The 14,057-nt window shown below is 64.4% G+C and carries 12 protein-coding genes and 3 pseudogenes; 10 read left to right on the top strand and 5 right to left on the bottom strand.

The window, feature by feature from the left end; genetic code table 11:
• Positions 1–185: maleylpyruvate isomerase N-terminal domain-containing protein (locus tag KVT44_RS47405; protein WP_217574513.1), on the bottom strand; the 185-nt coding region annotated here is incomplete at its 3' end.
• A 536-nt stretch (positions 186–721) separates the two neighbouring features.
• Positions 722–1,057 (bottom strand): hypothetical protein, encoded by a 336-nt coding sequence (locus KVT44_RS47400; protein ID WP_217574511.1) that lies wholly within the window; start codon positions 1,055–1,057, stop codon positions 722–724.
• Positions 1,058–2,270: 1,213 nt separating this feature from the next.
• On the opposite strand from KVT44_RS47400, the pseudogene KVT44_RS59110 reads away from it, so the two are divergent.
• The 4 genes and pseudogenes from KVT44_RS59110 to KVT44_RS47385 all read left to right on the top strand — a co-directional run.
• Positions 2,271–2,483 (top strand): annotated as a pseudogene (locus KVT44_RS59110) (peptide-methionine (S)-S-oxide reductase); the annotation flags it as partial.
• Between the two features lie 242 nt (positions 2,484–2,725).
• A pseudogene (locus KVT44_RS47395) lies at positions 2,726–2,878 on the top strand (DUF4291 family protein); the annotation flags it as partial.
• Between the two features lie 96 nt (positions 2,879–2,974).
• Positions 2,975–3,085: pseudogene (locus KVT44_RS47390) on the top strand (IS5/IS1182 family transposase); the annotation flags it as partial.
• Positions 3,086–3,139: 54 nt separating this feature from the next.
• Positions 3,140–3,976 carry a hypothetical protein gene (locus KVT44_RS47385; RefSeq protein ID WP_217574507.1) on the top strand — a complete coding sequence of 279 codons (837 nt, stop codon included), beginning with the start codon at positions 3,140–3,142 and terminating at the stop codon, positions 3,974–3,976.
• A 116-nt stretch (positions 3,977–4,092) separates the two neighbouring features.
• Here KVT44_RS47385 and KVT44_RS47380 read toward each other — a convergent pair whose 3' ends face one another.
• A complete protein-coding gene (locus KVT44_RS47380) occupies positions 4,093–6,207 on the bottom strand; it encodes an ATP-dependent endonuclease (protein ID WP_217574505.1) in 2,115 nt (704 codons plus the stop codon).
• A gap of 232 nt (positions 6,208–6,439) precedes the next feature.
• Positions 6,440–7,762 (bottom strand): tetratricopeptide repeat protein, encoded by a 1,323-nt coding sequence (locus KVT44_RS47375; protein WP_254650857.1) that lies wholly within the window; start codon positions 7,760–7,762, stop codon positions 6,440–6,442.
• Positions 7,763–7,968: 206 nt separating this feature from the next.
• Between KVT44_RS47375 and KVT44_RS47370 the strand changes: the two genes are divergently transcribed.
• Together KVT44_RS47370 and KVT44_RS47365 are read left to right on the top strand one after the other, a co-directional pair.
• Complete coding sequence (locus KVT44_RS47370) at positions 7,969–8,535, top strand: ATP-binding protein (protein WP_217574501.1); 567 nt, start codon at positions 7,969–7,971, stop codon at positions 8,533–8,535.
• A 323-nt stretch (positions 8,536–8,858) separates the two neighbouring features.
• Positions 8,859–9,161, top strand: coding sequence for a hypothetical protein (locus KVT44_RS47365; protein ID WP_217574499.1), 303 nt, complete (start codon positions 8,859–8,861; stop codon positions 9,159–9,161).
• A gap of 407 nt (positions 9,162–9,568) precedes the next feature.
• Here KVT44_RS47365 and KVT44_RS47360 read toward each other — a convergent pair whose 3' ends face one another.
• Positions 9,569–10,348: a GntR family transcriptional regulator gene (locus tag KVT44_RS47360; RefSeq protein ID WP_217574497.1), complete on the bottom strand. Its 780-nt coding sequence runs from the start codon at positions 10,346–10,348 to the stop codon at positions 9,569–9,571.
• A 163-nt stretch (positions 10,349–10,511) separates the two neighbouring features.
• Here KVT44_RS47360 and KVT44_RS47355 point away from each other — a divergent pair, with 163 nt between their 5' ends.
• The 4 genes from KVT44_RS47355 (at position 10,512) to KVT44_RS47340 (ending at position 14,010) form a co-directional block, all read left to right on the top strand.
• Entirely contained in the window at positions 10,512–10,859 is a 348-nt protein-coding gene (locus KVT44_RS47355) for a hypothetical protein (protein ID WP_217574495.1), read from the top strand.
• On the top strand, positions 10,859–12,160 hold the full coding sequence (locus tag KVT44_RS47350; protein WP_217574493.1) for an FtsK/SpoIIIE domain-containing protein: 1,302 nt from the start codon (positions 10,859–10,861) through the stop codon (positions 12,158–12,160). Before KVT44_RS47355 ends, KVT44_RS47350 begins: the two co-directional genes overlap by 1 nt.
• Entirely contained in the window at positions 12,157–12,354 is a 198-nt protein-coding gene (locus tag KVT44_RS47345; protein ID WP_217574491.1) for a hypothetical protein, read from the top strand. The genes KVT44_RS47350 and KVT44_RS47345 overlap by 4 nt, the downstream gene beginning before the upstream one ends.
• 306 nt (positions 12,355–12,660) lie before the next feature.
• Entirely contained in the window at positions 12,661–14,010 is a 1,350-nt protein-coding gene (locus KVT44_RS47340) for a replication initiator (RefSeq protein ID WP_217574520.1), read from the top strand.
• Positions 14,011–14,057 lie beyond the last annotated feature (47 nt).

Below are 14,057 nucleotides of genomic sequence, written 5' to 3'. Positions count from 1 at the left end.
GCCGGCGCGGCCAGCATGCCCGGCAGCCAGGCAATCACCACCCGGACATGAGCCAGCAAGTCGCTCACTTTCCACGGTGCACACCGCGTCGGCAGACCCCACTCGGCCGCCGAGACCCCAGTCATCGCCTGCGCAAGCTGCCCCGCCTCAAGACGAAACGCTTCAACTACCCGCCCCTGATCCATGCCGATCAAGCTACCCAACCAGAACTGGCGCAGCAGCGGGTCTCAAACGCGCTCCGTGTCCTCGGTACGGTCGAGGTCGCTTCTGGCGCACGTCGGGGTTGGTCGCTCCCAGGCGTGCGCTGATTGATCGCGCGCGACTACGGGAGCTCGGTCAAGCTTTGTTTACGCGGTAATAACTTCGCTGGCTAGAGGGCCTGGCGCGGGCGCGGAGGATCAAGCCGAGCGCGAGATCGCAGGTCACGGGGGCACCGGCGAGGTCTTCGGGGGCCGAGCTGCTCCAGCGCTTGCGGGTGCAGCAGTACCGAGGCGTCCTGGCGGCGCAGGTTGAAGCAGCGCGCGACATCGAGGGTGAAGGTTTTGCCGGAGGCGAACTGACGCTCAACCACCATGCCCTCAACTAAGCACCGTTGAGGGCATGTGTACGGTCGAGAGTAGAGTCGCCCCTGCGGATATTCCGCAGTTCACAATGCAGCCTGAATCGAATGACGTCCGTCGCAGTAGCTTCCTCACACTGGAGCGGCCAACGCTGAAAGACCTCAGTGAGCCGTGTTGGTTGCCCAGATGGGTGTGAAGAGCTGATCGTAGATGACGACGTTGCCGTCATCCTGAATCCAGAGTTGTGAACCCGGGTGTCCTTCCGTGCCGGAACCCCACACGGCCTTGTTACTCCGCGCGTAGACAACAAGGTTGCCGTCGTCCTGGAAGGTTGCTCGCCAGCCCTCGTCGACAGTATCGGATCCCCAGCGGGGAAAGTCGAGTTCGTCGTAAACGACCAGGTTGCCATCCGTTTGCATGACCAGCCGGGCTTCATCCGAGCTAACCGATTGTCCCCGCTCCAGCGTCCAAGTAGCCTGTCTAATTTGATGGCTCATGCCACGCCACCTCCTTCGGGCGTACTGACCTCACCTTTGTGATTTTACTCGCGCCTTAAAGGAGGCGCGACTCATGAGTTCGCCTTCAGTTGAGTGAGCCTTTTCAGTGCGGCCACTGATCGGGGGACAGCACGAAGTTCGCAACGCACAAGGCTCCTGTGCCGTTGGAAGGGGGGCTCGCCGTCTCAACTAATTGGCGCAGGAGCCCCGTTGGTTCCTCAATTCTGCCGCACTCGATCCGCCTCGCGCCCTGGTCGAGTGGGTCACCATGCTCATCGTCACCCGCGAGGGTGTCCGCCGCTGTACTCCCGCCCACCAAACGGCACGCTCGCGGAGTGCGACCGGGTCGGCGGCAGCCGGGCCGACTACTTCTACAGACACCCTCCCCGCGGGGTCAAGCCCAAACCATGCCACAGCGAACGGATCCCGCACCGAGGCCGGCGTCAGTCAAGTCTCGCTCATGCAGTAATAGCCTCGCTTCGCGGACGAGACGCCTCCATCTTGGAAGACCGGCTACCATAGCGGGAACGCAGTGAGTTGGGTCTGTCGCTCGATGACGTGACGCCCAGTCAAATCACGCTGCCGGGAGCAATCCGACGACTGCTCGTGCCGACAGCCCCTGAACGGCCCTCTGGGAGAGCAAACCAGAGCTCACTACCACAAACGGGTACCCAGATATTGCAGTTGTACCTGAGTTTCAGCGTCGGATGGGACTTAGTTCGATCACTTGTGTACGTGGTCGGACTGAGTGTGCCCGCGCATAAAGTTCGGCCTCCATTCGAAGGGAAGCCGTGCCGTGGCGTCCGACGTCAGCCTCTGGATCATTACTTGGTTCGGGGTCATCGCTGTGTTCATCTACGCGTCCAAGGGTCTTCTTGATCAACTGCCGTCATTGGTCGAATCCTGGCGCCGTTTCAGGAAATCGCTGAGGAAATGACCCAGGGGAACGCATAGGTCGGGCCCCGCCTTCGACCGGAAGCGGGGCCCGGATGTATGTCAGCGCGTCAGATCGGGGTCGATGATGGTGGTGTTCGGGGTGGTCGGGCCTGGGGAGTCGGTCCAGCCTCGCGCGCCCGGCGTCGGGGGAATCGCGGACCAGGCGGGCGTCCGTCCACCCCTGTTCACTCGGACACAGCTTCGCCAGTCAGGGATCTGGATGAGATCATCCCGTCCGCCGCGGCGTCGTTCCTCGCCATGCGTCCTCGGTACGGTCTACGGCACCATCCAAACAGGGATCGTCGCCGCAGGGGGAGACTTCTACGCGGCCGAGTGCTACCACCAGCAGTACCTTTCGGGCAGCAAAAACCCGGACGGGTACTGCGGCTTGGACGGGACGGGGGTCAAGCTAGGTGACCCGTTCGAAACCAACTGGGGTACGTCGTGCCCGACCGGCATCGCCCCCGCGCCCGAAGCGTCGGAAAAGTAGCCGGACCGGCCTGACTCCGGCCCAATCGGCCGTGGTGTCGATCGCCGTTCGCGCGCTGCCACGGCCGAGCTGTCTCGCCGAAGGGGCCAAACCACCGATGCGAGGCAGCGGCCACAAAAACACTGGCCTTACTGCTGGCGACGTCCCTGCCTGACCTCGCGCTCGCTGAGCTAGGAGACGCCACCACGCCCTACGCGAAAATCAATGGCCGACGGGAACCGGTCGGCCTCACCCTGTACGCCATGGCAGAACCGCAGCGCGGCATACGTGCGCTCCACACAGCATCCACGATCACCGTCTACCAGGCGTACTCCCCGGAGATCGGCATGCCCGCGGTTCGCCAGGGCCGATTTCCCGCTGCGTGGAAGCGGGACCGCATGACGCGCGTCAAGCCTCGCTCACAGCCTTTTTGTTTCCCAGTCGGTAGGCACCAGCAGTGAGGCTGTTCCAACGTCATTGTGAGACTGCGAGGTTGGAACAGTCTCACTGCCTCCCACGCCAAGATCCGCGCGCTCGGCGAGCAGGCCATGGCCACCCTCAAGGCCTGGCGGCTCCTACGCAAGCTCGGGTGCAGCACCACCCGCATCACCGGAATCGTCTAAGCCGTCCTGGCCTTCCACCTCGCCACAAACACCGGAGGCTGGAAAATACGCACTGTGGAGAATCCCCCAAGCTTCAGCGTGCTCTTGACCCGACTTCTGAATCACCGTCGGATGGATGTCACATGGCTGTCTTCGGCGTCCGGCATCTCGGAGACCGAACTCCGCTCAATGCTCTCGGGCGTGGCGCCTCTGGCTTCGCAGCTCGACGACCTGGCCCCCGCCCTCGGTTTCCACGCCGCCGACCTCTACGTGATCGCCGACGTCCCGGCGTCGGAAGCCCGCATCCCCTGGGATCCGACAGCCGGATCCGGAATCGCGAACCTTGTCAAGATCACGATGGCACTGCCGTCGGACCTCAGAGCCCGCGTCCACTGGCTGGTCGATCAGCTGCCGCTGGAACTCCGAGACCCTCCGTCCCATCCGCTGCGGACCTATGACCAGCACGAGGCTGGGTTCGGCGCGGTGCTCGCCAACCTGCTGTGCGGCAACCGGAACCTGTACTCCCTGACCGCCGCGGCCAAGACCCTGGCCCTGTTGACCGATGGCCGCGTGTACCTGGCCGCCTCCACGATCAGTGGCATCGGCCGGGGCCGCGTTCCGCTGACCCCGAACCTGGTGACGGGCTTCGCGACCACCCTCGGCATCTCGGCTGGTGACCTCGCCGCCATCACCAGTGTCGAGCTCCCCGAGCCGTCGCGGCCAGACGATCCGCTGGCGGCCGAGATGGCCGGGCTGCTTTCGAACTGCCGACGACTGACCGCGGCTCAGGCCGAGCGCGTTTGTGACGAAGCGAAATCGATGCTCGCAGCAGTGCCCGATGATGCCACCCGCGAAGACTGGAACCGCGTCTATCACCAGCACGGGAGATGGTGGGGAGCGCCGAGGCGGTGAACGCTGCTTGAGCCGACTGGACGCTTTCCGCACACCTTAGTATCTCTAAAATCCCGAACAGGTGCTGCGGGCTGGGTGAGACGGGGGTCAAACTATACGTCCTCACCTACACCTGACTACTCGGCATTAGCCCCTTCGAAGAATTTGGAAAAGATTAGATCGAATTCGCAAACATCGGAGTCCGCAAAGGCTGGCAGTCCCCTGAGGGACTCGGCAGTTTTATAGCTCTCGCAGAAGCGCTGGGCTTGAATATTCTTGTTGCCGGAGGATAGGTAGACAGATGGAGGGTAGTAGTCCTCGATCGCCCCACGTTCCCAGACGAAAATATTCTCCTCCCGCAGCGCAGACAGCAACTCGAGCTTAGTTTCGCGCAAATCTGCCGTAATCGCATCACGCAACACGGCACGCTTGGTGCGAGAGCTGGCACGATCAAAGAATGCACTAACGGCAGAATTAAGATCATCCCACGTACATTCTCCCTTCGTGAAAGCAGAATGCAAATTTGCGGCTTGCTGCCAAAGACCTTGAACCTCGCCGCTCCTCCGCATCTTCTTCAGTACTTCGCCGCGAACCTGATTCTCCTCCACCAACTTCGCATCCCTGTCAACGAGAGGAAGTAGTCTGCTGCGGATATCTGTGCATCGATCACTAGCCCCGAGCTTATCGAATCCCTCAAGAACAGCGTCTAGATCTGCCAACACGGAGACCTTCATCTCAAATTTCTCAAAGAAACCACGATATCGCGCAATACTCCCCTTACCCTCGACTCTAGCGATTGCCACAGCATGCTTCTGGAAGTCCCATTCGGGTTTTAGCGTCTTCGCCACGTGAGGGATGAGATGGCAATCACTTGCACCCTCCACCAAGAAAATAGAATCAGCGAAGAAGGCCGCTTCATTGTTCTCGTGTTTAATAATCTCAAACTGATCCCTAGCATCGATATCACTCAGGTCGATCACATGTGCACGACTCACAGGAGGATCGACCTGATGATTCTTGATCATTTTCACAAAAGTACCCGTCTCCTTCGGTCCATAAAACGCCGAGGAATGGGTAGTCACCAAGACATCATTGTATTGAGAGAAGAATTTTAGAGCGTCAAATAGCTTCCGTTGCGCCCGTGGGTACAGAAACACCTCTGGCTCTTCAAAGAGGAGAACGGTCGGACGTTCTGCCGCAGATGAATGATCGTTTACTTGCTTCTTCTTCTGGTCCACGTAAGCCCGCAGAATCGCGAATGTGACCGACCTACGCAGGCCATCTCCCTTCGTTCGAAAATGCCCAGAAACTCCATCATTGATCGAGATTTCAGCACTCGACAAAAGCGTACGGAGAGCCGGCGGAGGGATATCGAGCCGAACATCTGCACGAGGAAAAGCTTCCTGCAGGTTCCGCTCAATCAACTTCTCGATGTCGCGCACCTCTTGGAGTCGCTGATCGACCTCATTCCCCTGGCCGTCTACCACTACATTCAAATGCCGATGCAGATCATCAAAAGATTTCTGAAGATTGGGCATCTGGTGCTCGATCTGCCCAAAAAGCAATCCGAGCAGCTTACCGAAGGTAGAGCTGTCTGTCGTTTTCACTTCATCATTGAGCTCTTTGACGGCTGGAATGTAGATCACATCCGGCAGTAGCGCGGAAATGGAGCGATCGATCCCCGTGGGAAGCTTACTCTCCCCTTCTGCCATTTCCTCTGGTGGCAGACTCGATACGACCTCCTCGAATACTCTCCTAACTGCAGTCTTCGTAATCTTGCCGCCCAGCTTGTCGTAGATCTCTGGATACGTATGTTCGACGTTGGCAGAAATCTCACCCGCCGAAAGTCCTACTTTCAGCGTTTCTTCCAAAGCTAGTGAACTAAAGCGGCTATCGCGCGGCACCTTGGATAGTACTCGAATTTCTCCCTTTCCTGGTGAGGCGTAAACCCTCACCAGAGTCAGCAAGCCATCCTCGACCTCTTTCTCAATCTTTGCACGGTGCTGCACATCCAGTCTGGCCAGATCATCGGCGCCAATCTCAGAGAAAGAGACCTGAACACGAACCGATTGAGCCTTTGAAAGAAACTCTGAAGAATCCATCGCACTTCCGCGAAGAAAAGTATTCAGAGCTTGAAAAACAGAGGACTTTCCTGCATTATTCTCACCGATAACACAACCGAAGCGACTCAGAGGAATCTCAACCGACTCAAGCCCTCGATAATTTGTAATCTTCACCTTGGTGATGCGCACTATTCCCCAGCTCCACCGCATGCCAACCCGGTCACCTAACAGAAGAGCGATCGTAGTAGGGTTTCCGGCACCTTGCAGCGGTTTCAGGTGATTATATTGATTTTCAGCTAAATCTGACCGCCCCTGCTATGCCCTCAAGGCCTGGCATGAGAGGGGTCGAATTGGGGGCCTTTTACACACTTTCGGCCCCACCTCCTCGGCGGAAGCGGGGCCAGATCGTGAGTGGTCGGGTTCAGAACGGAAGCTCAGGTGTGGTCGTGCCCCGCGTGATGGTCATGATCCGTTCGTGGAAGTCGCGTGAGGCGGTCTCGCGGGGGTACCGGGAGCGGAGTTCCTTGTCCAACTCGTTGGCGACTAAAAGCAGCGAGGGAAGAGACTTCCGGTCGGCGGCGAGGGCCGTGGTCCCTAGGCCCACGGCCTCTTCTATGTCCCCCATGCGGGCCGCGGCGACTCCGAGCGTGAGACGGGCCTCTGCGGCGCGCATGGGAGAGATCTCGGTCCCGTCGGGGCCCGTGCTGATGCGGATCACGGATCGGGCGTGAGCTGCGGCGCGTTCGTCGTCTCCGAGTAGGCGGTATGCGTCCATCTCGTAGAAGTCCCACTTGTCCGGGTCGATGATGAAGTGGTGCTCGGGGTGGTCCGGACGGGGCAGTCGGTCGAGCCTTGCGCGGCCGGCGTCCAGGGAATCGCGGACCAGGCGGGCGTCTCCCATGCGGGCGGCGGCGCGTGCCTTGTGTGCGTAGAGCTGCACGCCGACGGAGTGTGTCTGGTCGGCGGAGTGTCCGGCTTCGACAGCGCGGAGCATGTCGTCCCAACGGCTTTGGGTGAGGGCGAACCATGCTTCGATCTCCCAGGCCCATGCCTTGATCTCGCCGTGTCCGGTTTCATCGCCGATCCGCAGCGCTGCGGCTTTGCTGAGGTTGGCGGCTTCCCGCTGCCCTCGGTCGTACTGGACGCACGCGTTCAGCAGGAACAGCCAACCGGTGTCAACGAGAAGCTCTCGATGTTGGCGCAAGGTCATGCGGCCTTCGAGCTGCTTGGTGACGTATTGCAAGCCGTTCCGGGTGCGCTGGTGGAGATAGTCGGCGTCGGCGTAGGGATAGGCGCGGGCCAACTGGTCGATGCCCTGCTCGATCGACTCCAGGGCTGCGCTGTTGATGCTGGACATCTCGGTCCGACGTAGCAACTCGGCAACGTCCCAAAGTCCCGCACCACCCTGGGCGAGCAGGGTGCTTGGGTCATCCGGCACCGAGATGGTTGCGTCTCGCTCCAGTTCCCACGGACGTGGAGCCAGTCCCGCAAGGTGGCCTGGAATGCGTAGTCCATCCACCGCTTCAAGAATCTTGCGGTGCTGCGTGATCCGAGGGCGAACGCCCTTGCCGTCGGTCTCCGGTCGGGCCATCTTGCCGATGTGCTCACGCTTGTAACCGATTGCCTCGGCGATCTTGGCGTAGCTGACCTTGCCGTGGAGCCGGGCGAGTCTGAAGACCTCGCCGAAGTCGTGGTTGGCGATCGCTGAGCGCACGTCCGCGCGTTCCAGCACGTGCGGCGGCAACGCGGCCGGTGTCGGAGCAGCTTCGGTCATTTCACTTCCCCATTGTGACTGACCTGACCTGATGTTCCTTCTGTGTCCGTCCCGCGAGTGTACCCACGAGGGGGGTCCCCAAGAGGGGGGAGCGACGGCCGGTACAAGGGGTGCACCCTCTGTCCACTCTGCCGGAACGCCCCGGCAGACGTGACCAGAGACGGGCGGCTGTGGGCATGGATGCGAAAAGAGCAGAGCAGCACAAGCACGTGGTGAGCGAACTTGATGCGTTCGCTCACTGGTACGTGGCGCCCGATCCCTCCTCGGTCGGGCACTTCTTGACGCTGACGCTCTTCGCCGAGTTCCCCGACACGCTTCGCGTTGCGCGCAACATGACGGCCACGTTCCTTCAGGGTGCGGGCGCGGATGCGGCCGTGGACGATGCCCGGCTGATCGTCTCGGAACTCGTCGGCAACGTGGTGAACCATGCGGTGCCCGACCGTTGCTTGGCTCATCCCGGTGGAACTCGGCGCATCGATGTGACCTTCAAGTTGTGGCCGAAGTGGCTGTTCGTCGGGGTCACCGATGAGGACTCGACACCGCCTCTACTCCCGTTGGGAGACACATTCTCCCCGGGCCTGCTGGGGGAGTTGGCGGAAGCGGTGTTACCCGACAGCGGCCGGGGGTTGCTCATCGTTCAGCGCTTGGCAGCGGCGGTCTGGTGGACGCCGGAAGAGCCGGGCGGCAAGACCGTGTGGTGTCGGTTCGACCTCGACGGCGAAACCGGAGGCGGGCTGCTCTGACGATCTCCGGGTCGTCGTCTCCTCGTGACTCCCTGTCGATCGGGAGTGGGCGGCGGCTCGGGGCCGGAGCCATCCCTCCGGCCAACGGGGCGCGGTCTCCTGGGCTTGATCCGCCGGGTTCCCCACCCGGTCCCTAGGGGGCCGCGCTTCACAACCTCATACCGAGACCGGACCACCCCCGCGCCTGGCAGCTACCGGGGTGGTCCGGGAGGGGACTCAGCGGTCCCCGGTGCCTGATGGTACCGGGGCCGCTGCGCTGCGCATCTGCCCTGACGCAAAGAGAGTTGACGATCCGTTACTAGATCAGGGCAGAGGTGGGCAAGGTGACTGGCTCGGGTGAGGACTGGCTGAGCGATGGTCTGGACGTCGCGGGTGCGGACTGCGGTTTGTGGGTGTCCGGGGTCGACTACATGTCGGGCTGGCGCGGTGCGCGGGAGGCGGCGGATCAGCTGAACCGAGCGTTCCTCGGTGCCGGGTTCGAGCTGTCGCAGTTGCGGGCGGTGGCCTCGACGGACGAGGGCGGGCTCGGGGTCGTGCGCGTGGCGGGCTGGCCGGACGCGGCGGAGCGGCTCGCCGTGCTCCTGGAGGCGGTCACCTCGGGCGGCGACGGCGGCGGCGTGGCATGAGAAGCGTTTTCCCTGGTGATTGGCGCGCGTGGGCACGTCGCCGGCCGCAGAGACTTTGGACGGTAGCTGCCATGGGGCGAGTGAACAGGGGGCCTTACGCTCGCCAGCGGATCGGGCAGTCCTTGGACCTGCCCGCAATAGCCCGATCGGCCCCCTGTTCTTCGAGGCTCGCCCCATGGGAGCTGTCTAAAGTCTCTGCGGCCGGCGACCCCCAGCCCCACGGGCCCCGACCCACGTCGTCCGGTCGACGCCTCGACTCTTTGGGTGTGCTGCGGTCGGGGGCGCCCGGCGACCGGACGGGACCGGCGGCCACGCCGCACGCCCGGCCGGGGCGGCCGGGCGGCCCGGCGCGCCGCAGGCGCGCCCTTGAGGAAGTGAAGACGTATTCGACCGATCGCCATCGGCCCTCAGCCGCGGGCGCGCGGTGCGGGCTCCTTGTCGGCGGTGATCCGGTAGGCGAGTTCGGCACGGTCCGCTCCGACGCGGAGCTCTTCGAGAATCAGCGGGCGGCCACTGATGCCGTGGGTGACGCGGCTCAGGTGCAGGATGGGCGTCGCGTCCGGGAGCTGGAGCGCGGTGCGCTCGTCCGGCAGTGGCATGCGGGCGCGGACCGTCTCCGACCACCACAGCTTGTGTCCGGCCTGGGAGAGCAGCCAGAAGGCCGACGCGGGGCGCTGGTCCGGGGCCTCGGCAAGCAACGGGATCTCCTCGGCCACCTCGAACGGGATCAGCGTGCGGTGCATCGCCCGGGTGCCGCTGGCAGGATCGGTGAGCAGCCGGTCGCAGCCGAAGAGAGCTTCTTCCTCGCTGAGTTCGAGGAGCTGGCCGGTGGCTGTCGTGGTGTGCGTGCGGTACGGGGTGGGCTCTTCGGCCTCGTCCCAGACAGCGCCGTTGGGCATCACGAAACGCCCCTCCGCCGTACGGCTCACCCGGCGGTCGAGGGTGACGGAGGGCTGGCCGTCGGAGCGTACGAAGCTGCCCTTGCCGTGCCGCACCTCGATCAGGCCCTCCGCTCGCAGAGCTGCTACCGCGTTGCGGACCGTGGGGCGCGAGACCTTGTAGCGCTCGATGAGCTGCGCCTCGGAGGGCAGCGGGGCGCCAGGCGCGAACTCGCCCTTCAGGATCGCTTCCCGGATCGCGGCGGCGACCTGCTGATAGAGGGCTCCGGGGCGTTGGATCTCCGTCATCTCGGCACCTTCGGGTCGAAGTCGTAGGCACGTCGCACGCGCGACATCACTCGTCAGCATAAGTAGTTGACCCCTCGCCGTACAGACCCGCATAGTCGTAACTCGTAAGGACAAGTGACGTCTGAATATGTCAGGCGTTCCGACTGGCCAGGGAGGCCAAGCAATGCAGTCCATTCCCGTGGACACGGCGCGACTGGGCGTACTGCGGTGCGCCATCACGCCCGAAGCAAAGATCAGCAACTTTGAGACACAGGAGGTGAAGAAGGACCGGGACGGCAACACGGTCTACACCGTCGCCGTCACGGTGCGGCAGGACGGGCGGCGTATCTCCGTCATCGAGATCGCGGTGGCCGGTGAGCCGAAGGGTATCGAGGAAGGACAGGTCCTCAAGGTCACCGGACTGACCGCGTTCGCCTGGGCCATGGGCGACCGGCACGGAATCAGCTTCCGCGCCGACGCGATCACCCCCGTACCCAGCGCTCCCGCGCCGAACAAGACCGGGGGTGCGTGATGGGACCGATCACGCTCGCCTTCGGGCTCGCCCTGCTGGCGTGGGTGCTCGTCGTCGGTGACCTGCTGCGCCGGCACCGTCCGGCCTGGCACTGGTACCTCGCCGGATACCCGGCCACCGCGTGCCGGGTGGTGTTCACCTGGCGCAAGGTCGCGATGCTCAACGACCTCTCCGTAACGCGGCGTCCGCCCCGCGGGCTCCTCGGGGACCTGGTCGTCAAGGGTGACCCGCTGCGGCCGGTTGTTCCGCGGCTGTCGTTCCCGCGGGCTACCCGCCTGGGACTGACGGCGACCGTGCGCCTGCACGCGGGCCAGACCCCCGCGACCTACATGAAAGCGGCGGACGCCTTGGTACACGCCTGGAAGGTCCACGCGGTACGGGTCACCTCGCCCGAACGCGGCCTCGTACTGCTGACCGCAACCGCCAGTGATCCGCTGGCCCGGCCCGGCTTAGCCTCCGCGCCCGCCGCGCTGCTGTCCGCACTCATCGGAGTACTGGAGAACGGCGGAGCGTGGGTCATGGACCTGCGGCTCGTGCCGCACTGGCTCATCGCCGGCGCCACACGCTCGGGCAAGTCCACTCTCCTCGCCCGGCTGATCACCCAACTCGCCCCGCAGCCCGTCGCCCTGGTCGGCATCGACTGCAAGGGCGGTATGGAGCTCGGGCTCTTCGCCGAACGGCTCAGCGCACTGACCACCTGCCGCCGTGAAGCGGTCGCAGTCCTCGCCGCGCTCGTGAACGACATGCAAGAGCGCATGCGCGCCTGCCGCACGGCCGGAGTCCGCTCCATTTGGGAACTGCCGGAGAAGCTGCGGCCGGTGCCGGTCGTGGTGATCGTCGACGAGATCGCGGAGCTGTACCTCTCCGACGGCCGACGCGAAAGCAAGGCAGAAGCCGAACAGTGCTCCACCCTCCTGCTCCGCCTGGCCCAGCTCGGTGCTGCGCTCGGCATGCACCTGGTCGTCGCCGGGCAGCGCGTCGGCTCCGACCTCGGTCCTGGCGTCACCGCGCTGCGGGCCCAGCTCGGCGGCCGGATCTGCCACCGGGTCAACGACCCCGGCACGGCAGAGATGACCCTCGGCGACCTCAACAAGGACGCCGTCGTCGTCGCCCAGTCGATCACCGCAGCGGAACAGGGCGTGGCCGTATGTACCGGCCCGGACGGCGGCTGGAGCCGCGCCCGCTCCCACCTGACAACCACTGAAGAGGCCATGGCAACGGCCAGGAAGCACGCCGCCCTCACCCCCGCACTGCCCGCCATAGACCGTGCCCTCGCAGCGCTCGAAGGAGACGACAAGTGATCAGCACAGGTACCGCCGTGTCCCTTGTGGTGGTCTTCGGGATCATCACCTTCCTCCTCGTCCGGTCCCGGGACGTGCGCGCCTGGGAAGCGGTCTGCATCGCCCTCTTCGGCATGTACCTCGGCCAGACCCCCGTCAGCCTCACCATCAACGGCCTTCTGACCTGGGTCCTGAGCGGCTTCTCCCACTTCTAGACCGGCAGGAAGGACGTACGCCATGCCCATGCCCCGCGTGAGGTGCCCCCACTGCAAGGGCGACGGAGCCCGCAAAACCTGGACCGGACGACTCCGCCGCTGCCGCATCTGCCGCGGCACCGGAACCATCCGCTGACCCACCGCCCAACACCACGCCCGACCACGCAAGGGAGAGATCCCAATGACCGACAGCGCGCCACCAACCATCACCCGTGCCGCTTCGGCGGCCCACCCTGGAAGGTCACCACCATCACCCCGGAGTTCACCCCGGCTGACAGGCGCGCCACCCTCGACCGCGCGGCGCGCCTGCGTCAGCTCCCCGAAGCAGAACGCGACGCGATACGCATCGCCCAAGATCCCCAGTTCACACGCTGGTTGGACCAGATCACGGCCACGGGCGGCTGTGCGCACCCCGTGCACCTGTCGGGCTCAACGACGGCACACGACACGGCAACCGGCGAGATCCTCCATCACTACGACACCCGCACCGAACCCGGCGAACGCCTCCTCGTCCGCTGCCGCAACAGACGCGCAACCGTCTGCGCCCCCTGCTCCCGCCTCCACGCCGGAGACACCTACCACCTCGTTCGCGCCGGACTCCTCGGCGGCAAGAACGTCCCGGCAACGGTCCGCGACCGACCCCGGCTCTTCATCACTCTCACCGCCCCATCGTTCGGGCCCGTGCATCGCGCCGGGGAACGCTGCCGACCTCGTCGCGACTCCGGACGGTGCGAGCACGGTCGGTCCCTCGGCTGCGGCGCCGTCCATGACACGAACAATGCCGTCGTCGGCCAACCTCTCTGCGTCGACTGCTACGACTACCCCGCCCACATCCTCTGGCACGCGCACGCGGGCAAGCTCTGGGACCGCTTCGTCATCGGCGTCCGGCGCCAACTCGCTACAGCGGTCGGCCTCACACAGTCACTCTTCGCGTCGCACGCCCGACTGTCCTTCGCCCGCGTTGCGGAGTACCAGAAACGGGCGGCAGTGCACCTCCATGCTGTCGTACGCCTCGACGGACCGGCCGGACCGCACGACGAACCCCCGGCGTGGGGCAGCGCAGACCGGCTCGCTGATGCCGTGCACGTATCTGCCCGGCGGGTCCTGGTCCGCACTCCCTACAGTCCCGCCGTCGGCGAACTCGATCTCCGCTGGGGCGCACAGATCGACGCTCGCCCCCTCCGTGCCGACGGAGCGGGACCGGACGACGATGCCGTGGCCGCGTACGTCGCCAAGTACGTCACCAAGGGAGCGCAGGAGACAGGCGCCGGCACCGACCACAGGCTCACGGCCTGGGAGGAAATCGACGCAGTCCCCGTCACCGACCACGTGCGGGCGCTCATGCGCACCTGCTGGCGCCTCGGCGGTCTGCCCGAACATGCACCCCTGAACCTCCGGGCCTGGGTCCACACCCTCGGCTACCGGGGCCACATCCTCACCAAATCCCGTGCCTACTCGACGACCTACGCGGCCCTTCGCGCTGACCGCGCCGAACACGTCGGTCTCGACACCACGCCCGGCACGGCCACGGATGGGCACTGGCGCTACGTCGGCTCCGGCCACACCCCCGGCGCCGCACTCCTGGCCGCTGGAGTAGCCGAAGACATCGCCACGAACCGTGAGATCGCCCGTGAAGAGCGTGAGGTGCCCCGGTGACGAGACACCACAGCGAGCAGTGGGCTCGGGCGGTCGAGCGCCAGGCG

This window comes from Streptomyces sp. GbtcB7, assembly GCF_019091445.1.
Lineage (GTDB): Bacteria > Actinomycetota > Actinomycetes > Streptomycetales > Streptomycetaceae > Streptomyces > Streptomyces mirabilis.
The sequence above is the reverse complement of the archived record's forward strand: the minus strand, read 5'-3'. Positions and strand labels throughout refer to the sequence as shown.